Origin of the sequence: Lentzea sokolovensis (assembly GCF_033949975.1) — a bacterium.
GTDB lineage: Bacteria > Actinomycetota > Actinomycetes > Mycobacteriales > Pseudonocardiaceae > Lentzea > Lentzea sokolovensis.
In genome coordinates, this window is record NZ_JAXAVU010000019.1 from 74,416 (window position 1) to 94,131 (window position 19,716).

A 19,716-nucleotide genomic window follows, 5' to 3' on the forward strand; every position below is an offset into this window, starting at 1 on the left:
GCCTCGAAGTCGGCCTGGCGCTGCTTTGCGATAGCAAACGTGTCGTGGTGCGACAACATGATGAATCCCCTCAGTTCGGACTTACTCGGGCGAAACGGTTGTACTGACGAAGAAGCGCACCGCTCGGGCGCCTTCAGGTCGCAACTCCGGGTTCTCCACGCGCTCGTCGTAGCGATCAAGCAACGCCCGTATCCCGTGCTGAACCTCGCGCAACTCCTCGCGCGTCAGGAACGTCGTGGCGCTGCTGATGCCCCAGTGATCGCGCCACTCCTCCGACAGGTGCTCGTGCTGGCGCGCGTATTCGCGGATGCGCTCGAACTCCTGATCCAGATAGGCCATCTCAGCGGCCTCGGCAGCCAGCGCCCCTTCGTCATCGAGGCCTTCGGTCGAGATCATCTGGTGACGCGTGACGATCCTCCACGGCTTCTGCCTGCCCGGGCCTTCCACCTCCGCCACGAAGCCGTACTTGGCCAGCATGTTCAGGTGGTAGGAGCAGGTGGCAACGCTCTCCCCGAGCTTCACCGAGCACTGCGTCGCAGTACTCGGTCCCTGCTCGGTGAGCAGGTTGATCAACTTCCACCGAAACGGGTGCGAAAGCGCCCGAAGCGCCTTGGGGTCACTGATGCGAGCGTCGGCCATGGCACCACGGTACCCACATCAACAAACCTTTAGCAAGGTTCCTTGATATATAAATCCTGATATAAAACCGGCCAAGATCCGCCAGGCTGTGCGCATGACACGGGGGCAGTTGTGGCTGCTGGGGGCATTCGGTGCGCTGGTGGCGGTGACGTGGATCAAGCCGCCCTGGCCCGCCGAGCAGGCGTTGCACAGCTCGTTGACGGCGGTGGCGATCGTGGCGCTGTGGCTGCTGAGACGCAGGCTGGACACCACACAGTGGGCGTGGGCGCTGGTCTTCCTCGCGCTGCACACGATCGCGGCGCGGTGGATCTACTCGTTCGTCCCGTACGACGACTGGACGGACGCGCTGTTCGGCGTGCGGCTGTCGGAGGCGTTCTCCTGGGACCGCAACCACTTCGACCGGCTCGTGCACTTCGCGTACGGCGTGTGCCTGACCGCGATCCTGCGGCGGAAATGGGTGCGGTCGGTGGAGATCGTGCTCGCGACGAGCGCGCTCTACGAACTGCTGGAGTGGGCGATCGCGATGACGCTCGCCCCTGATGTCGCCGAGGCCTACAACGGCCAGCAGGGCGACATGTGGGACGCGCACGCCGACATGGCGCTGGCCGGGTTGGGCGCGCTCGTCACCAGTCTGGCGAGTTGCGCGCTACGGCGGTCACGAGCGGCAGCGACTCGATCACGGGCACCCGCAGCAACTCCGCCGGAACGTCCGGGTCGCGAACCGGCTCGATGAGCTCACGCAGCAGTGCGCCGACGACGTCGTCCGCGGCCTGGTCGACCTCGTGGATGAGGTCGCGCAACTGGTCCGCGGCCTCGTTGAGCACCCGCGGCCGTTGCGGTTCTTCCAGCATCAACGCCGCGAGCCGCAGCACTCGGCGGCAGGTGCGCAGACGAAGGCTCCTGCTCGCGGACTCGCGCGTGCCCGCGAGGCCCAGCCGGCCGCGCGTGCGTTCGATCCACGGCTCGACCGTCTCGCGCCGCCAGATCGGGCCGGACGCGAGTTCCGCGTCAGGCTCGGGGATGCCGTGCGAGCGTCTTTTGCGCCAGACGGCCACCAGCTGCCGACTGAGCCCCATGGCGTCGGCGATCTCCGCGATCCCGTAGAAGTCCCCCACGCCGCCAACTGTAACCAGAGATGACGCGGAGTGTCATCAAAAATGTCTCAAATGCGTTCGAGAACCGCGCTCGCCGCGTTGTGGCCGCCGATGCCGCTCACGCCACCGCCGCGCCGGGAGCCCGCACCGCAGACGAAGACGTTGTCCACGTCGGTCTCCACGCCCCACTTGCCGACCTGGTCGTCGCTCTCGGCGAACGGCCAGTCGAGCTCCCCGTGGAAGATGTTGCCACCCGGCAGGCCGAGCTCCTCCTCCAGGTCCAGCGGAGTGCGCGCCTCGATGCACGGGTTGCCCTGGGCGTCGACCGCCAGGCAGTCCTGGATCGGCTCCACGAGGTGCGCGTTGAGCTGGTCGAGGTAGCGCTGCACCAGTTCGTCGCGCAGCTCGGTGTTGCGGCCCTCGAACAACGACGCCGGCAGGTGCAGGCCGAACAACGTCAACGTCTCGTGGCCCCGCAGCGACGGCCCGAGGATCGACGGGTCGGTCAGCGAGTGGCAGTACATCTCGCCCGGCAGCACCGACGGCACCTGGCCGGCGGCGCTCTCCAGGTACGCGGTCTCCAGCTGGTCGTACGACTCGTCGAGGTGGAACGTGCCGGCGAACGCCAGCCGCGCGTCGACGCCGGACTTCAGCTCGGGCAGCCTGCGCAGCAACATGTTGATCTTCAGCTGACAACCGGGCGCGTCGTGGACTTCGAGGCCCCGCAACCGTCCCAGTACCGACGGCGCCACGTTGGACAGCACGAACCGGGCCTCGGCAGTCGTGTCGCCGTAGGTCACTGAGGCGGTCTTTCCGTCCGACTCGACGGAGGTGACCTCGGCGCCGGTGATGATTTGCGCACCCGCCTCGCGCGCGACCCGTTCGAGTTCGGCGGTGACCCCGCCCATGCCGCCGACCGGGACCTTCCACTCACCGGTGCCGTTGCCGATCACGTGGTAGAGGAAGCACTTGTTGGCGCGCAACGAATGCAGCGACGAGTGCGTGCCGATCAACGCGTCCGTGGCGACGACCCCGCGCACCAGGTTGTTGTCGAACAGCTCCTGCAGCGTCGCGCCGATCGGCCGTTCGAAGACCTGCTCCCACAACCGGCCGCGCACCACCTTGTCGACGTGCACGCGCAGATGTTCCCGTGACACCAACGGTTCCAAAAGAGTCGGCGCCAGCGCCTCCGCCATCAGCTCCAGGTCGGCGTACCAGCGCTGCCACCGCTCCCAGTCCTCCAGCGACCCGCAGACGGCCTCGAACGACGCCACCGTCGCCGCGCCGGGCGAGCGTTCGACCAGCAGCCCCGACCTGCCGTTCGGCGTGTACGAGGAGGCCGAACGAGACTTCAAGGCCAGCTTCAGCCCCAGATCCGACACGATCCGGTCGGGCAGCAGCGACACGAGGTACGAGAAGCGCGAGAGCCGGGCGTCGACGCCCTCCCACGGTGAGGCGCTCACCGCCGCTCCGCCTACGTGCGACAGCTTCTCCAGCACCCTGACCGATTTCCCCGCCTTCGCGAGGTACGCGGCCGCCACCAGCCCGTTGTGGCCGCCCCCGACGATCACGACGTCGTCCATGCCCCGGAATCCCTCCCACGTAGCCTGGTCGCTGGGGAACATAGCGTTCCGAAGGAGATGTGCACATGGGCCGAGTGACGGTGCGCCGAGCGGTCGAACGCGTGTCGCCGAGCGGTCGGCGCCGCAGGATCGACGCGCTCGCCGCCGAGGAACCCATGGAGTTGCGGGTCAACGGCAAGGCTTTGGCCGTCACGATGCGCACTCCCGGTCACGACGTGGAGCTCGCGCACGGCTTCCTGCTCAGTGAAGGCGTCATCGGGTCGTCGGAGGACATCTCGATCGCGCGGTTCTGCGAGGGCACCGGGCCGGACGGGATGAACACCTACAACGTGCTGGACGTCGCGCTGGCCGAGGGGGTGCCGCCGCCGGACACCGGGGTGGAGCGGAACTTCTACACCACGTCGTCGTGCGGGGTGTGCGGCAAGGGCGCGCTGGACGCGGTGAAGCTCAAGACCCGCTACTCCCCCGCCCTGGACGAGGTGAAGGTCACGCCCGAGGCGCTGACGGGCTTCCCGGACGCGTTGCGGGAACGGCAGAAGGTCTTCGAGAGCACCGGTGGGCTGCACGCGGCCGGACTGTTCGTCGATGGTGAGCTGCTGGTCGTGCGCGAGGACGTGGGCCGGCACAACGCCGTCGACAAGGTGCTGGGCTGGGCGGTGCTGCAGAACCTCGTGCCGTTGCGCGGCGCGGTGCTGATGGTGTCCGGGCGGGCGTCGTTCGAGCTGGTGCAGAAGGCCGCGATGTCCGGGATTCCGGTGCTCGCGGCGGTGTCGGCGCCGTCGTCGCTCGCCGTCGAGCTGGCCGAGGAGCAGGGCATGACGCTGATCGGCTTCCTGCGCGGCGACTCGATGAACGTCTACACCGGTGGGGAGCGCGTGGTTGAGACCGCTTGACGGTGTCGTGGTGGTGAGCCTGGAGCAGGCCGTCGCGGTGCCGTACGCGACGCGGTTGCTGGCTGATCTCGGCGCGCGCGTCGTCAAGATCGAACGACCTGGCGCCGGCGACTTCGCGCGTCACTACGACTCGTCGTGCGGCGAGGTGTCGTCGTACTTCGCGTGGACGAACGTCGGCAAGGAGTCGGTGTCCCTGGACATCTTCCACCCGGACGGCCGTGAGGTGCTGGAACGGCTCGTGGCGCGCGCTGATGTGCTGCTGTGCAACCTGTCGCCACGGGTGTGGGAGCGGCTCGCGCTGGAGCTTCCCGCGACGTTGATCGTCGGTGAGCTGTCGGGCTACGGCTGGGACGGCCCGTACGCGGACCGCAAGGCCTTCGACGCGCTGGTGCAGTCCGAGGCCGGGCTGGTGTCGCTGACCGGGGAGGGCGACGTGATGGCCCGCGCCGGGATCTCGGTCGCGGACATCGCGGCGGGCGTCCAGTTGCAGGCGGCGGTGCTCGCGGCGTTGCTGCGACAGGGCCGGACGGGTGAAGGTGCCCGGCTGCGGTTGTCACTCTTCGCGGCGATGGCCGAGTGGATGCACCAGCCGATGCTCTACGCCGCCGGAACGGGTGCCGCGGCCCCGCGGTCGGGCGCGCACCACCCGAGCATCGCGCCGTACGGCCCGGTGGCCTGCGCGGATGGTGCCGTGCACCTGGCCGTGCAGAACGACGGGCAGTGGCAGCGCCTGTGCGACCTGATCGGGCTCGCGCCGGAGGAGAGGTTCGCCACAGTGGCGTCCCGCGTGGAGCATCGCGCTGCGCTGCAGAAACTGCTCGAACAGGCCTTTTCGGGCCTCACCGCGGCCGAGTTGCTGACCACTCTGGACGCCGCCGACGTGCCGGCCGCGCTGACCCGCCCGATCACCGACCTGCCCACCCACCCGCAGCTCGACACCTGGGTTGACGTGCGCGTTCCCGGCGGAACGGCCCGGATGCTGCCGCCGCCGGTGGCCGGTTTCGAGTGGACACCGGGTGCGGTCCCGGCACTCGGCGAGCACAATCAGGACGTGCTGACGTGGCTGGGCTATTCGAGTGAGGAACTGTCTTCCTTACGCGTGCGTTCCGTCCTCTGAGAAGGAAACGAGGAACGGTGCCCACGCGATGAGGTGAGCATGGGGGAACCGAGGTACAGCCGCCGCACCCTCCTCGCGGCGATCGGCGTGGTCATCGCGACAGCCACCGGCGTCGCGACGTACGTGTCGTCGTCCAACGCCGTCGAGCAGCAGATCGCGACCACGGACCGGGTGAGGACCGCCTCGGCCGCGAAACCGGCGATCCGCTTCGAACGCGTGTACTCGGCCGCCCGCCACCGCGACGTCACCCTCGCCTTCTACCTCCCGGCCGGCGCGAACCCCCGCGGCCTGCCGATGTCGATCCTGCTGCACGGCCTGCACGGCGACGCCCGGCACGCGGCCGTGGGCAACCTGCCCGAGGTCCTGGCCGCCGCCGTCGCGAAGGGCTCGGTGCCCGCGTTCGGCTTCGTCGCGGTCGACGGCGGCGACAACTACTGGCACGAGAACATCCCCGGCGACGACCCGATGGCCATGCTGCTCGACGAGGTCCCGCGCTGGCTCAAGGAACGCGGCTACGGCGAACCCTTCGCGGTGACGGGGGTGTCGATGGGCGGCTTCGGTTCGCTGCTCTACGCCCGCCGCAGGGCCGAGCGCGGCGACCCGATCGCGGCCGCCGCGGTCATCTCTCCCGGCCTGATCACCACGTGGCCGGAGATGGCCAAGCGCAAGGCGTTCAAGGACGAGGGCGAGTGGGCCTCGCTCGACCCGTTGCGCCACATCAGGTCCACCGGCCCGACCGCGCTGGGCGTGTGGATCGGCGACCGCGACAGGTTCATCGAGGGCACCCGCCGCTACATCCGCGAGGTGCGGCCCGAGGTGAGCGCGGTGAAGAGCGGCGGCCACGACGACGGGCTGTACCAGAAGGTGACGCCCGACGTCGTGCAGTTCCTCGCCAAGTACGCGAAGCGCGCCGTCTAGACGCGCCGGGCCGCACGGCCCCAGTGCAGCCACTTCACCCGGTCCTGCTCATCACGGCCGCACAGCACGACCACCGGGTGGAACCCGTTCTCCTCCTCGACGGCGATCAGCGCGTCGTCCCGCAGCCCGGTGTACTCGTGCTCGTCGTCGTCGACGAAGGACTCCCAGCCCGGGTCGAGCGCCACGTACCGCAGCTTCACCCGGCCCCCGTCGCCTTCGGTGACGTGCCTCTCCAGCCCGGTGGAGCGGTAGACGCCGACGACCCTCTCGACGTCGACCGGCACCGGCAGCACCGGCGGAGTGGGAAAGTCAGGCACGGTGAGGCCCGCCAGGTCGCCCAGCACCTCGTCGAAGACCGCGCGCACGAGCGGCAGGGGCGGTCCTCCGTTCGTGAGGATCGCGACCGCGAGTCCGGCTTCCGGAACCACCCGCAGGAAGGCCCGGAATCCCACGGTCGATCCGGTGTGGCCCATTCCGGTGACTCCGCCGGCGTAGTCGTGCAACATCCAGCCGAGCCCTTGTTTGCCGTTGTAGCCGAAGTCCGGCGGCACGACCTGAGGCTCGCGCATCGCGTCGAACTCGCTGGTGCCGAGGTGCATGCGCACGAACTCCATCAGGTCCCGCGCGCTCATCGCCAGCACCGTGCCGGCCGGGGCGTCGCTCTCGGCCATCAGCCTGTCCGCGGGCTGGGGCTCCTTGCCCGGATGCCCTGTCGCACACGTCTGGTCGGCGTACTCGGCGTGGCTCACGGCGGCGGTGCGCAGGCCGAGCGGGTCGATCAGGCGTTCCCGGAGCACGACCTGGAAAGGCTTGCCGCGCAACACTTCGACGATCCGGCCGAGCAACGTGAAGCCGCTGTTGCAGTACGTGTAGAGCTCGCCCGGCGGGACTTCCTGCTGGGCTTCCGCCAGACGCTCGACGTACTTCGCCAGCATGTCGTCACCGTTGCCGGTGTCGTGGAACAGGTCGCCCTGGAAGCCCGCGGTGTGGGTGAGGAGGTGGCGCGGCGTGATGATCCGCGCGGCCTCGTCGTCGGCGAGCGTGAACTCCGGCAGGACGTCGCGCACCGGACGGTCGAGGTCGAGCAGACCCTCGTTCACCAGTTCCTGGACGAGCGTCGCCGTCCAGATCTTGGTGATCGACCCGATCTGGAAGATGGAGTCCGTCGTCACCTTCTCGCCGGTGACGTTGTTCAGCACACCTGCTGCCATGTCGACGATTTCGCCGTTGTGCAGCACGGCGACCTGGGCGCCGACGACGCCGTGTTCCTCGATCAGTTCGTGCAGATTGATCATGCTTCTCCCCCAGGAGTTCTCAGATCCGGGCGGCTGCCCGCCCGAAGTGCAGCAAGTCGCTTTTGAGCACCAGCACGGTGTGCGGCTCGTCCACGGCGATCAACGCGTCGGAACGCAGAGCCACGAACTCGCGCACGTCGTCGTCCAGGTTGACCTGTACGCGGCCGTGATCTGCTGGTGTGACAACCACTTCATGGCCGGCACAGCGGTACGTTCCGAGGAAGCGCTCGTCCACCGCTTCCGGCGCGGCGGGCGGCCTCGCCGGCTCCGGCCTGCGCACACCCGCGAGTGCGCTGAAGACGTTCTCGATGACGTCGTCGAACGCTTCGCGTGCGGCGCCGCCGTTGGTGAGCAGGGCGACGGCGATCCCGCGGTCCGGTGCGATCCTCAGGAACGAGGCCAGGCCCCTGTTGGCGCCGTGGTGGCCGATCACCACGCCGCCGGAGTAGTCCGGCAGGTCCCAGCCCAGGCCCCAGGACGCGCGATTCCCGAAGTCCGGCAACGAAACCTGCGGCTCGCGCATGACCGCGAACGCCGGTGTCGCCAGGTGCATGCGCGCGAACGCGAGCAGGTCCCGGGCGCTCATCGCGAGCGCCGACCCGGCGGGCCAGTCGGACTCCGGTCCCGGATCGGTCACCGGCTGTCCGTCCACGTGCCCCACCGCGGCGTGCAGTGCCTCGCCCTCCGCGTAGGTCGTCGCGACGGTGAGACCGAGCGGTGCGGCCAGCCGTTCCTTGAGGACGATGTTGAAAGGCTTGCCGCGCAACACTTCCACGATCCGGCCGAGCACGGTGAACCCGCTGTTGCAGTAGGACCAGAGCTCGCCCGGCGGCGCGATCTGCCGAGCGTCGGCCAGGCGCGCCACGAACTTCTCGACGGCGTCGTCGCCGGAACCGGTGTCGTGGAACAGATCGCCGTCGATGCCGGACGTGTGGGTCAGCAGCTGCCGCGGTGTGATCACCGGCCTGAAGCCCGGCAGGACATCGCACACCGGGCGGTCGAGGTCGAGCCGGCCCTCGTTCGCGAGCTCCTGGACGAGCGTCGCCGTCCAGACCTTGGTGATCGACGCGATCTGGAACAACGACTCGGTCGTCACCGGTGCGCGCGTGTCGGCGTTCAGCACGCCCGCGGCGAAGTCGGCGATCTCGCCGTCGGTCAGGACGGCGAGCTGGGCGCCGACGACGCCGTGTTCCTCGACGAGCTCGTCAAGGTCGATCACGTTCCCCCCAAGGAAGTGACGTCTAGCGCGGCGAGAGCGGCACCGTCTTCGACCGCACCCACTTGAGCACCGCCGGCCACTCCCCGTAGCCCGCGTCGATGTTGATGTGCCCGGCACCCGGCAGCACGTCGATCTCGATCCGCAACGCCTCGGCGAGCTGCTTGGCGGCCTCCATCGAGCAGTGCGGATCGCCCTCGCCCGCGATCAGGCGGGTCTCGGTGGCGGCACGGCGCAGGCCCGCCGGGTCGAGCGGGGCCGGGAAGAACGACTTGATGGCCGGTTCCGGGTGGTCCAGCTCGGGCGGGGCGACCAGCAGCACGCGGTCGACGTGGGCGATGTTCTCGCGGGCCGCGTGGTGCAGCCACAGGTAGCAGCCGAGCGAGTGCGCGACGACGACCCGTTCACGATCGGACGGCAGTGCTTCGAGGTGGGTGTCGAGCTCACTGAGCCAGGTGTCGCGGTCGGGCGCCTCGGGGCTGCTGAAGTGCGGCAGGTCGGCGAGGCCGCCGTGCTCGGACACCGTCTGGGCCAGCCAGCGCTGCCAGTGGCCGGGGCCGGAACCGGTGTAGCCGTGGAGCAGGAGCACGTGAGGCAACGACATGCCTCCACCTTAGAACCTCACAACGACGAAGGGCGCCCGGTCCGGAGACCAGGCGCCCTTTCGACTGTGCCCGGGGTCTGGGGTGTCCCCGGAAAACACGGCGACGGACTTTCGGGCGAGCGCTCTGTGCGAGCAGAACTGCCCCAGGCCGTCGCCCCTACTACGCGGACTTCTCCCGACGCTCCCGGCGCGAGGGCTGCCGGGCCACGATGGTCGGGTTCACGTTCTCCTTCACCGTCTGCTCGGTGATGACGACCTTGGCGACATCCGTGCGGCTCGGGATGTCGTACATCACGGGCAGCAGGACCTCTTCCATGATCGCCCGGAGGCCACGAGCACCGGTCCCGCGCAGGATCGCCTGATCGGCGATCGCTTCGAGCGCGGTCTTGGTGAACTCGAGCTCGACGCCGTCCATCTCGAAGAGCTTCTGGTACTGCTTCACCAGGGCGTTCTTCGGCTCGGTGAGGATCATCACCAGCGACGGCTTGTCGAGGTTCGTGACGGAGGCGACCATCGGCAGACGCCCGATGAACTCGGGAATCAGGCCGAACTTGATCAGGTCCTCCGGCATGGAGTCGGCGAAGAAGTCCGACGCCTCCACCTCGGCCTTGGAACGGACCTCGGCACCGAAGCCCAGGCCCCGCTTGCCGACGCGGTCCTGGATGATCTTCTCCAGGCCTGCGAACGCACCCGCCACGATGAACAGCACGTTCGTCGTGTCGATCTGGATGAACTCCTGGTGCGGGTGCTTGCGGCCGCCCTGCGGTGGCACCGACGCCGTCGTGCCTTCCAGGATCTTCAGCAGTGCCTGCTGAACGCCCTCACCGGAGACGTCGCGCGTGATCGACGGGTTTTCACTCTTCCGAGCGATCTTGTCGACCTCGTCGATGTAGATGATGCCCGTCTCGGCGCGCTTCACGTCGTAGTCGGCGGCCTGGATGAGCTTCAGGAGGATGTTCTCGACGTCCTCGCCGACGTACCCGGCCTCCGTCAGCGCCGTCGCGTCGGCGATGGCGAACGGCACGTTCAGCATCTTCGCGAGCGTCTGCGCGAGGTAGGTCTTGCCGCACCCGGTCGGGCCGAGCATCAGGATGTTCGACTTCGCCAGCTCGACGCCGTCGTCACGACCCTCGCGCCCGCGGTCGCCCGCCTGGATGCGCTTGTAGTGGTTGTAGACGGCGACGGACAGGGTGCGCTTGGCGTCACTCTGGCCGATGACGTACTGGTCGAGGAACTCGTGGATCTCGGCGGGCTTCGGCAGCTCGTCGAGCTTCACGTCACCGGCTTCGGCCAGCTCCTCCTCGATGATCTCGTTGCAGAGATCGATGCACTCATCGCAGATGTAAACGCCGGGGCCGGCGATGAGCTTCTTCACCTGCTTTTGGCTCTTTCCGCAGAAAGAGCACTTCAGCAAGTCGCCGCCGTCACCGATACGCGCCATGACCGCTGACCTATGTCCCCTCCGGCGCACACCTGCTGTAGTGCGCCTGCTGACTTGCTGTGGCAGTCCCACTGGCTGTGGGTGCTGAGCCCGTTCTCCTGACGGTACCTGGCCGACCCCGTTTCAGGGGAGGACCCGCGGCCCCCCGACGCGCCGATCAGGCCAGATAACCGGTCACATCGGCGTGTCGGGTGGGCGCGCAGTGCCCGGGCTCTGGGGTTTCCCAGAGCATGGGCGCCGCACTCAGGACTTGGCGGAAAGCTTGCGGTAGGGCAGCACCGTGTCGACGATGCCGTACTCCCTGGCCTCCTCGGCCGTCAGAATCCGGTCGCGCTCGATGCTCTCGCGAACCTCCTCCGCCGTCCGGTTCGTGTGCCGCGCGAGGGTGGATTCCATCAGGCGGCGCACGCGCTGGATCTCGTTCGACTGGATCTCCAGGTCGGACACCTGACCGTACGCGCCCTCCATCGAAGGCTGGTGGATCAGGATTCGCGCGTTGGGCAGAGCGTGGCGCTTTCCGGGCGTGCCAGCGGCCAGCAGCACGGCCGCGGCGGAGGCCGCCTGGCCGAGGCAGTACGTCTGGATGTCCGGGCGCACGAACTGCATCGTGTCGTAGATGGCCATCAGCGAGGTGAACGAGCCACCCGGCGAGTTGATGTACATCAGGATGTCGCGGTCGGGGTCCTCGGACTCGAGCACCAGCAGCTGTGCCATGACGTCGTTCGCCGAAGCGTCGTCAACCTGCACGCCGAGGAAGATGATGCGCTCCTCGAAGAGCTTGTTGTACGGGTTCGACTCCTTCATGCCATAGCTGGTGCGCTCGACGAACGACGGCAGCACGTACCGCGACTGAGGCATGTGGAACTGGCTCACTTGAGGTCTCCTAGCTGACGTCAGTTGTTCGAGTCGCCGACGGGCTGAGCCCTGGTGACGACCTTGTCGACGAAGCCGTACTCGAGCGCTTCCTGCGCCGTGAACCAGCGGTCGCGGTCGGAGTCGCGGGTGATGGTCTCGAGCGTCTGGCCGGTGTGCTCGGCGATGAGCTCGGCCATCTCGCGCTTGGTGCGCGTCAGCATGTCCGCCTGGATCGCGATGTCCGCGGCCGTACCGCCGACACCGGCCGACGGCTGGTGCATGAGGATCCGGGCGTGCGGAAGCGCGTGGCGCTTGCCGGGTGCGCCGGCCGAGAGCAGGAACTGCCCCATCGAGGCGGCGAGGCCCATCGCGTACGTGGCCACGTCCGGCTGGATGAGCTGCATCGTGTCGAAGATGGCCATGCCCGCCGTGACGGAACCACCCGGCGAGTTGATGTAAAGCGTGATGTCCTTCTCGGGGTCCTCTGCGGCGAGAAGCAGCAACTGAGCGGTGATCTGGTTCGCGATGCCCTCTTCGACCTGTGAACCCAGGACGATGATCCGCTCGCGGAGCAGCCGCTCGTACACCGAGTCGTTGAGGTTCATCCCGGCGGTGGCCGACCGCATCTCGGGGGTCGGGAAGGAGTGCTGCGTCACGTCTGCCTGCCTAACTCCAGGTGGAACGAATCTGGATGTCAAAACTCTCTGCGATCGACCTTAACGAAGACGGGCGGCGTCAGATGCCCGACACCGCCCGCGTTCGCTAAGGGCTTTACTTCTCCGAGTCCTCTTCGGACTTGGTCTCGCCGAAGAGCTCGTCGAGGTCCAGCTTCTGACCGGTCGAGTCGCTCACCTCAGCCTGGCGCACGACGCTCGCGAGAGCCTTGCCCCGGCGGACGTCGGCGAAGATCGCGCCGAGCTGACCGGACTGCTGCGCGCGCTTGACGTACTCGTCGGGCGAGATGCCGAAGCGCTGCGCCTGGTAGATGATCCGCTCGGTCAGCTCGCCGTCGGACACCGTGACCTGCTCGGCGTCGGCGATCGAGTCGAGCACGAGCTGCGTCTTGACGGCCTGCTCGGCGGCGGTGCGCAGCTCGGCGTCGAACTCCTCCTCCGACTGACCCTGCTCGGTCAGCCAGGCGGCGAACTTCGCGTCGTCGTGGTCGAAGGCGTGCACGGCGTCGTGCTTGCGCGCGTCGATCTCGCCCTGGACGATGCCCTCGGGCAGCGGGACCTCGGTGGTCTCCAGCAGCGCCTCGAGGACCTTGTCGCGAGCCTGCACGCCCTGCTGCATCTTCTTGACGCGGCCCAGGCGGGTCTGCAGGTCGGTCTTGAGCTCGTCGAGCGTGTCGAACTCGCTGGCGAGCTGCGCGAACTCGTCGTCGAGCTCGGGGAGCTGACGCTCCTTCACGCTGCTCAGCACCACGGTGACCTCGGCCTCGCGGCCCTCGTGCTCACCGGCGACGAGCGTGGTGGCGAAGGTCTTGGTCTCGCCCTCGGACGCGCCGACGAGCGCGTCGTCGATGCCCTCGACGAGCTGGCCGGAGCCGACCTCGTAGGACAGGCCGCTGGTGCGCGCCTCCTCGACCTCTTCGCCGTCGACGGTGGCGGACAGGTCGACGACGACGAAGTCACCGGTCTCGACCGGGCGGGTGACACCGGTCAGCGTGCCGAAGCGAGCGCGGAGCTCGTCGAGCTGGGTGGTCACGTCCTCGTCGGTGACCTCCTGCTCGTCGACCGTCACGGCGAGCTCGCCGAACGCGGGCACGGTGATCTCGGGACGGACGTCGACCTCGGCGGTGAACTCGAGCGTCTGACCGTCCTCGATCTTCGTGACCTCGAAGTCGGGACGGCCGAGCGTGCGCACCTCACCGGCGTTGACGGCTTCCAGGTACTTGGCCGGGATGGCCTCCTGGATGACCTCGTCCAGGACCGGGGCGCGGCCGATGCGGTTCTCCAGAACCTTCGCGGGGGCCTTACCCGGACGGAAGCCGGGGATGCGGACCTGCTTCGCGAGCTTCCGGTACGCCTGGTCGAAGTTCGACTTGAGCTCGTCGAACGGCACCTCGACGTTGATCCGGACCCTCGTCGGGCTCAGGTGCTCGACGGTGCTCTTCAACGTGGACTCCTCGTAACGAACAAAGAACGTGCAAGACAGCCGGTACCACCACCTGGGCGCCCGGATTTCCAGCGAGTCTAGGCGAGACCCGTGCTGTGACCGCCGCCACCCCGGCGAGCACGACCGCCCAGCACTGTCAGCCCCGTTCGCTAACGTCATCTCCAGACGGCGGATTCGCGCTGTCATGGGGGCTTCACCCGACTTCCGGGAGTTGGACTTGCACCGTTCTTTCACCAGATTCCTCGCCATGACCGCTGCGGGCGCCGCACTGGCGACCGCCGCGGCGGCACCCGCGTCGGCCGGCACCCCGGTCTTCCCGCAGATCGCCACGGCGTCCGCCTACGCGCTCACCGTCAACGGTCAGACCGAGGGCTTCAGCCGCACCTGGCTCCCCGGCGACGAGCCGATCTCGTTCTGGGCCGACGAGGTCGTGGTCGGCCGCACCCCGCTGCATCCCGGCTGGGGCGTGCACCTGGCGGACGAGGACGCGGCGCCGCAGTTGCCCGAAAACGGGGTGATGCTCTACGCCGGCGTCGGCGCGGGCACGAACGTGATGGCCGAACGCGTCGCCTCGATCGCGCTCACGGACTCGCAGGGCCCGTTCCTGGCGTTCGGCGAGATCAACCGCAGGGCGAAGTGCAACATCGACCCGGACGGCTACAACGCGATCGGCGACACGTCGAAGCTGGCCCTCTACCTCCGCGACGCGGCGGGCGAGATGGTGAAGGCCCCGACCAACGGCATGGGCGTGCACACTCTGACGAACGTCGACGCGGGTGACTCGGCGACCCCGGACGGCGCGCAACGGACCACCACGATCGAACTCCGCGGCGGGCAGCGCGCGTCGATCCTCGAAACGTGGCGCAGCGAGTTCCCCCACACCTACGAGTGGGCGGACGGCATCCGCCTCACCGTGACCCAGCAACTCGGCACCGAACCGCCGGTCGTCTACAGCTTCCTGCTCGGCGGCGGCGCCTGCGGGGCCTGATCCACCTCTACAACGCCGGCACCTCCCCACGGAGGTGCCGGCGTTGTTTTGTTCGCCTGGCGAAAGGCTTAACCGAAAAGAGTCGCCCAGCTACGGCCCGTCAAAGCGCCCGTCTCACTTTCACTCTTTCGGCCGAAACAGCCTTTCCCGACCGATCAAGATGACTCCATAAGCACCAATCGTGCCGGCGCGGCTGACAGGTAGCGTTACTGCTCCCGCACCATCCGTAACAGGACCACGGGAACGAACGAGAAAAAGTCGTCGCACCGTTTTACCCCGAGGATCCGCCTGATGGAGACACGCCAGCTTCTCGCGTTCACGACCGTGGTTCAGACAGGGAGCTTCACCAAGGCCGCTGCCACGCTCAACTGCTCGCAGCCGACCATCACCACCCGCATCAAGGCGTTGGAGGAGGCCCTCGGGGTCGTCCTTTTCCGACGCCTTCCCAGAGGTATCCAGATGACCTCCGCGGGCGTGGAACTACTGCCGTTCGCGCGAAACATCATCAACCTCACCGAAAAGGCCCGAAAAGCCATCACGATGAACGGTGAGCCGCACGGCAAACTCGTCATCGGTTCCGCACAGAGTTTGACCGACTACCGTCTGCTACCGCTCATCGAATACATGTGCTGGCGCTACCCGTCGGTCCAACTCTCACTGCACTCCCGCAACGCGCTGAACAACCTGAACTCGGTGCGCGACGGCCAACTGGACTGCGCGTTCTTCATCGGCGCGATCGAGCCCCGCGAGGGCCTCGAGACCACGGTCCTGTGCCCCGAGCCCCTGGTGATGATCGCGGGCCCGAACCACGTGCTCACCCAGCGCCAGTCGCTGTCCGAGGACGACCTCACGAGCAGCACGCTGATCCGCGCCGAGAACGGCGCCTCGTACCACGAACTCTTCGAACACTCCCTGGGCTACGACGACACCCGTGCCCCCGTTCTGGAGCTGGACTCGGTGGACGCCGCCAAACGCGCGGTGGCGTCGGGCCTGGGCATCGCGCTCATGCCGGAGGTCACCGTGTCCGCCGAACTCGCCGACGGCAGGTTGGTCCGCTTGCCCTGGTCCTCGACGTTCCGCGTCTACACGCAGTTCGGCTGGCGCCAGGACAACTCGACGAACCCGGCGGTGACGGCCCTGGTGTCCGCGGCGGCCCAGGTGGTGAGCGACCAGGTCGCCTCTCTCACCTGACGTGTGAGGTGGGGTGGTCTCACCCCACCTGCACCGCCGGTGCCGTCCCGGTGCTCCCCCGGACCACCAGTTCGGGCAGCACGTCCTCGACGTCCGTCGGCGAGGCCCCGCCGATCACGGCCACCAGCGCCCGAGCCGCGCGGGCCCCGAACGCGAACGTGTCCCGCGACAACGCGGTCAGCCGCCCGTGCTGACACAGCACCGAGTCGTCCCAGGCCACGAGCGACAACTCGGACGGCACGGCGACCCCCAGCGACGCGGCCACCTCGGCCCCCGCCACGGCCATCACGTCGTTGTCGTAAACGATCGCCGTGGGCGGAGCGGCCATCCCCAGAAGCTCTCGCGTGGCCCGCGCTCCGGACTCGGCCGTGTAGTCCCCGGCCACCACGACACCGTCCACAACGGACGAGGCGAACGCCGAATCCCGCCGGACGGTGTGCAGCAACGAGGACAACCCGGCCACCCGCGCGATCCGCCGATGCCCCAACGACTTCAGGTACTCGACGACAGAGGTCATGGCCGCGTAGTCGTCAGCCCAGACCGAGGCCAGTTCCCCGTGGTGCCCGGCGCCGCCCACCACCACGGCCGGCAACCCCAGCGCGGACATCAGCTCGATCCGGGGATCCGACACCAGCAGGTCCACCAGGAACACCCCGTCGACCCGGTGCTCGGCCCACCACCGCTGGTACAGCGCGATCTCGGCCTCGCGCGAGTCCACCACCTGCAACAGCAGCGCGCAGGACATCTCGGACTGCATCCCGGCGATCAACTGGAAGAAGAACGCCTCGTCCCCCAGCGCACGGGGCGGCCGCACCAGCACCAGCCCCACCGCGTCGGCCGAGGCGGAGGACAGCGCCCGAGCGGTGACCGAAGGCCGGTACCCCAGGGCCGACGCGACCTCCAGCACCCGCGACCGCGTCCGCTCGGACACGCCCGACCGGCCGTTCAACGCCAACGAGACAGCGCCTTTGGACACCCCTGCCGCCGCCGCGATGTCCTTGATCGTTGGCCTCTTCACCGCACCCGCACCCTGTCCAGAACGAGACAACAAGACGTTCGGAGGCTAGCCGGAGATAAACCGGTTTAGCTAGGGTCCGCGACCAAGGAGGTGGGTGTCATTGGCTTCCTCCTCAGCTGAAGGCCGAGGAGTCCTGTCGGGCTTGCGCCCGTCGGTTCCTGTTTCCTCACCCTCGGAAGGGAGGTTGCGACGGTTGCCTCGCCAGCGAATGCCGGGTCGGTCTGACACCATCTCCACAGGCTGTGACCGCCAGCCCGGCGGCCAGAACGTTCTTCGCGGCGTTCACGTCCCTGTCGTGGACGGCGCCACATCGGCATGTCCATTCCCGCACGCTCAACGGCAGGGAATCGACCCGCAGGCCACAGGCCGAACAGGTCTTGCTCGACGGGAACCACCGATCGATCGCGATCACCTCACGGCCGTGCCAGACAGCCTTGTACTCCACCATGGATCGCAGCTGCGACCACGAGGCATCGGAGATGAGGCGCGCCAGACGGCCGCCGCGGAGCATGCCGGAAACGTTGAGATCCTCGATCACGATCGTTTGGTTCTCACGAACGAGCCGAGTGCTCAACTTGTGCAGGAAATCCCGCCTCCGATCGGCGGTGCGAGCACACAAGCGCGCGACCTTGCGGCGCGCCTTCTCCCGGTTGGCCGATCCTTTCCGCTTGCGGGCGAGCGTGCGCTGCGCCCTGGCCAGTCGTTCTTGATCCTTCTGCTGATGTCGCGGGTTGGCGATCCGCTCCCCTGTCGACAGCGTTACCAGCGTCGTCACACCCACGTCCACGCCCACCGCGGTGGCAATTGGCGGGTAGTGATCCACACTGGTCTCCACCAGGAGAGACACGAACCACCGTCCAGCAGCGTCTCTGCTGACGGTGACGGTCGAGGGCTCCGCTTCCTCGGGCAAGGGCCGGGACCACACGATCGCCAGCGGTTCGTTCATCTTCGCCAGCGTGAGTCTGCCGTCGCGCCAGCGGAACGCCGACCGCGTGTACTCCGCCGACGCACGAGACTTCTTGCGCGACTTGAAACGCGGATGACGGGCACGCCCTGCGAAGAAGTTTCCGAACGCGCCCTGCAAGTGCCGCAGCGTCTGTTGCAGCGGAACGCTGGACACCTCGCCGAGGAAGGTCAGCTCCTCGCGCCGCTTCCACTCGGTCAACATGGCCGATGTCTGGCCGTAGGTAACACGCCGCTGCCCGCAGTTCCATGCCTCAACCCGGGCAGCCAATGCCTTGTTGTAGACCAGACGCACGCACCCGAACGTGCGCGACAGCTCCATTGCCTGCGCACAGGTCGGGTAGAAGCGGTACTTGAACGCCCGCCTCACCAGCGTCCTGCTCATGGTTCACATTCTGGCAAGCGATCAACTGCAGCTGACTCCGCGGGTGTACGTCCCAGTGCCCGGACGACCGGCACGGACGCGCGGGTTCACTTCTCCCTGCCCGACGGCAGGACCACCCGTCGATTGGAGCTTCAATGAAGAGGCGCACGTTCCTCGCGGGCCTGGCGGCGGTGCCCGTGGCGGGATGCGGACTGTCCGGGACGTCGAGCACGTCCACAGGCGGAACCGGCCAGGTCACGGGCGAGATCACGTTCCAGACCTGGTCCCTCAAGCCCAAGTACACCGACTACGTCAACGGTGTCATCGACGCTTTCCAGAAGCAGCACCAGGGCACCTCGGTGAAGTGGGTCGACCAGCCCGCGGACGGGTACCTGGCGAAGGTCATGGCGGACGCGAGCGCGGGAAGTCTTCCCGACGTCATCAACGTGCCGCCGGACCTGAGCTTCCCGCTCGCCAAGGCCGGCCAGCTGGTCAACCTCGACGAGTCGTTGAAGGAGGCCAAGCCCGAGTACCTCGGCAACGCCTGGCAGGCGTTCGAGATCCCCGGCAAGGGCGGCTGCTACGGCTTCCCCTGGTACCTCAACACCGGCCCGATCTTCTACAACAAGGCTCTGTTCAGCCAGGCGGGCCTCGACCCGGACAAGCCGCCCACGAACTTCAAGGAACTCGAAGAGCAGGCGCTGAAGCTCGCCGAGAAGAAGATCGCGATCCTCGGCCAGACCCCGAGCATCGCGGACTTCGGGCTCTACGGCGTGAAGCTGTTCGAGAACGACAAGTTCACCTTCAACGAGCCCAAGGGTGTCGAGTTCGCCGAGAGCTACAAGCGGATGTACGACGCGGGCGCGCTGATTCCCGAAGCGCTCACGCAGAACTACACCGGGGCCGGCACGAAGTTCATGGCGCAGCAGACGGCGCTCAACTCCGGCTCCGCGTACGACCTCGCCAAGTTCAAGACCGACGCGCCAGGCCTGTACGCGAACATCGGCATCACCACGCCCATCACGAACACGGGCAGCGCCAACATGTTCCTGCACGGCGTGAGCGTGCCGAAGAGCAGCAAGAACCAGGCGACGGCACTGGCGTTCGGCAGGTTCGTCACCAACGCCGAGAACCAGGTGAAGTTCGCCAAGCTCGCGTCGATCTTCCCGAGCACGTCGAAGGGCGGGGACGACCCGTACTTCACCACGGAGGACGGCACCGACGAGGCGCGCGTGCGGGTCGCGGCGGCCAAGCAGCTCAAGACCGCGGTGAACTACACGCCCGTGCAGTTCAGCGACCAGATGCGCGAGGCACTCTTGCAGCAGCTGGCCGACGCCATGCTCGGCAAGAAGTCGCCGAAGCAGGCGCTGGACGACGCTGTCAACGAGTGCAACCGGCTCTTGAAGTAGGCCGCCGCAG

The 19,716-nt window shown here is 67.8% G+C and carries 19 protein-coding genes; 7 read left to right on the top strand and 12 right to left on the bottom strand.

Annotation, left to right across the window (positions count from 1 at the left end; genetic code table 11):
- Positions 1 to 81 precede the first annotated feature (81 nt).
- The gene (locus SK854_RS46975; protein WP_319981706.1) at positions 82 to 639 is read right to left on the bottom strand and encodes an ArsR/SmtB family transcription factor; all 558 of its coding nucleotides are present in this window, start codon (positions 637 to 639) and stop codon (positions 82 to 84) included.
- Between the two features lie 94 nt (positions 640 to 733).
- On the opposite strand from SK854_RS46975, the gene SK854_RS46980 reads away from it, so the two are divergent.
- Positions 734 to 1,372 carry a DUF2238 domain-containing protein gene (locus SK854_RS46980; protein WP_319981707.1) on the top strand — a complete coding sequence of 213 codons (639 nt, stop codon included), beginning with the start codon at positions 734 to 736 and terminating at the stop codon, positions 1,370 to 1,372.
- Here SK854_RS46980 and SK854_RS46985 read toward each other — a convergent pair.
- Complete coding sequence (locus tag SK854_RS46985) at positions 1,263 to 1,754, bottom strand: hypothetical protein (protein ID WP_143139052.1); 492 nt, start codon at positions 1,752 to 1,754, stop codon at positions 1,263 to 1,265. The two genes, SK854_RS46980 and SK854_RS46985, sit on opposite strands and share 110 nt — an antisense overlap.
- A gap of 47 nt (positions 1,755 to 1,801) precedes the next feature.
- On the bottom strand, positions 1,802 to 3,316 hold the full coding sequence (locus SK854_RS46990; RefSeq protein WP_319981708.1) for a phytoene desaturase family protein: 1,515 nt from the start codon (positions 3,314 to 3,316) through the stop codon (positions 1,802 to 1,804).
- 65 nt (positions 3,317 to 3,381) lie between these two features.
- Between SK854_RS46990 and fdhD the strand changes: the two genes are divergently transcribed.
- Genes fdhD through SK854_RS47005 form a run of 3 tightly spaced genes read left to right on the top strand, consistent with a single transcriptional unit; the run spans position 3,382 to position 6,244 of the window.
- The gene (gene fdhD, locus SK854_RS46995; protein WP_319981709.1) at positions 3,382 to 4,209 is read left to right on the top strand and encodes a formate dehydrogenase accessory sulfurtransferase FdhD; all 828 of its coding nucleotides are present in this window, start codon (positions 3,382 to 3,384) and stop codon (positions 4,207 to 4,209) included.
- Positions 4,196 to 5,326 carry a CaiB/BaiF CoA transferase family protein gene (locus SK854_RS47000; RefSeq protein ID WP_319981710.1) on the top strand — a complete coding sequence of 377 codons (1,131 nt, stop codon included), beginning with the start codon at positions 4,196 to 4,198 and terminating at the stop codon, positions 5,324 to 5,326. Before fdhD ends, SK854_RS47000 begins: the two co-directional genes overlap by 14 nt.
- Positions 5,327 to 5,365: 39 nt before the next feature.
- Positions 5,366 to 6,244 (top strand): alpha/beta hydrolase, encoded by an 879-nt coding sequence (locus SK854_RS47005; RefSeq protein ID WP_319981711.1) that lies wholly within the window; start codon positions 5,366 to 5,368, stop codon positions 6,242 to 6,244.
- Here SK854_RS47005 and SK854_RS47010 read toward each other — a convergent pair.
- The 7 genes from SK854_RS47010 to tig all read right to left on the bottom strand — a co-directional run bounded on the left by SK854_RS47010 (position 6,241) and on the right by tig (position 13,773).
- Complete coding sequence (locus SK854_RS47010; RefSeq protein ID WP_319981712.1) at positions 6,241 to 7,539, bottom strand: serine hydrolase domain-containing protein; 1,299 nt, start codon at positions 7,537 to 7,539, stop codon at positions 6,241 to 6,243. The genes SK854_RS47005 and SK854_RS47010 overlap by 4 nt on opposite strands.
- Before the next feature lie 19 nt (positions 7,540 to 7,558).
- On the bottom strand, positions 7,559 to 8,758 hold the full coding sequence (locus tag SK854_RS47015; RefSeq protein WP_319981713.1) for a serine hydrolase domain-containing protein: 1,200 nt from the start codon (positions 8,756 to 8,758) through the stop codon (positions 7,559 to 7,561).
- 22 nt (positions 8,759 to 8,780) lie between these two features.
- A complete protein-coding gene (locus tag SK854_RS47020; protein WP_319981714.1) occupies positions 8,781 to 9,359 on the bottom strand; it encodes an RBBP9/YdeN family alpha/beta hydrolase in 579 nt (192 codons plus the stop codon).
- A 160-nt stretch (positions 9,360 to 9,519) separates the two neighbouring features.
- A complete protein-coding gene (clpX, locus tag SK854_RS47025) occupies positions 9,520 to 10,800 on the bottom strand; it encodes an ATP-dependent Clp protease ATP-binding subunit ClpX (protein WP_093605708.1) in 1,281 nt (426 codons plus the stop codon).
- 243 nt (positions 10,801 to 11,043) lie between these two features.
- Complete coding sequence (locus SK854_RS47030; protein ID WP_090071479.1) at positions 11,044 to 11,658, bottom strand: ATP-dependent Clp protease proteolytic subunit; 615 nt, start codon at positions 11,656 to 11,658, stop codon at positions 11,044 to 11,046.
- 35 nt (positions 11,659 to 11,693) lie between these two features.
- Positions 11,694 to 12,281, bottom strand: a complete 588-nt coding sequence (locus SK854_RS47035) for an ATP-dependent Clp protease proteolytic subunit (protein WP_189160236.1) — start codon at positions 12,279 to 12,281, stop codon at positions 11,694 to 11,696.
- 145 nt (positions 12,282 to 12,426) lie between these two features.
- A complete protein-coding gene (tig, locus tag SK854_RS47040) occupies positions 12,427 to 13,773 on the bottom strand; it encodes a trigger factor (protein ID WP_319981715.1) in 1,347 nt (448 codons plus the stop codon).
- A 247-nt stretch (positions 13,774 to 14,020) separates the two neighbouring features.
- On the opposite strand from tig, the gene SK854_RS47045 reads away from it, so the two are divergent.
- Both SK854_RS47045 and SK854_RS47050 read left to right on the top strand, forming a co-directional pair.
- A complete protein-coding gene (locus SK854_RS47045; RefSeq protein ID WP_319981716.1) occupies positions 14,021 to 14,761 on the top strand; it encodes a hypothetical protein in 741 nt (246 codons plus the stop codon).
- Between the two features lie 291 nt (positions 14,762 to 15,052).
- A complete protein-coding gene (locus SK854_RS47050) occupies positions 15,053 to 15,952 on the top strand; it encodes a LysR family transcriptional regulator (RefSeq protein WP_319981717.1) in 900 nt (299 codons plus the stop codon).
- A gap of 19 nt (positions 15,953 to 15,971) precedes the next feature.
- On the opposite strand, the gene SK854_RS47055 is transcribed toward SK854_RS47050, so the two are convergent.
- Together SK854_RS47055 and SK854_RS47060 are read right to left on the bottom strand one after the other, a co-directional pair.
- Positions 15,972 to 16,970 (bottom strand): LacI family DNA-binding transcriptional regulator, encoded by a 999-nt coding sequence (locus tag SK854_RS47055; protein WP_319981718.1) that lies wholly within the window; start codon positions 16,968 to 16,970, stop codon positions 15,972 to 15,974.
- 166 nt (positions 16,971 to 17,136) lie between these two features.
- Positions 17,137 to 18,318 (bottom strand): RNA-guided endonuclease InsQ/TnpB family protein, encoded by a 1,182-nt coding sequence (locus SK854_RS47060; protein WP_319981719.1) that lies wholly within the window; start codon positions 18,316 to 18,318, stop codon positions 17,137 to 17,139.
- A 134-nt stretch (positions 18,319 to 18,452) separates the two neighbouring features.
- Here SK854_RS47060 and SK854_RS47065 point away from each other — a divergent pair, with 134 nt between their 5' ends.
- Positions 18,453 to 19,706 carry an ABC transporter substrate-binding protein gene (locus SK854_RS47065; protein WP_319981720.1) on the top strand — a complete coding sequence of 418 codons (1,254 nt, stop codon included), beginning with the start codon at positions 18,453 to 18,455 and terminating at the stop codon, positions 19,704 to 19,706.
- Positions 19,707 to 19,716 lie beyond the last annotated feature (10 nt).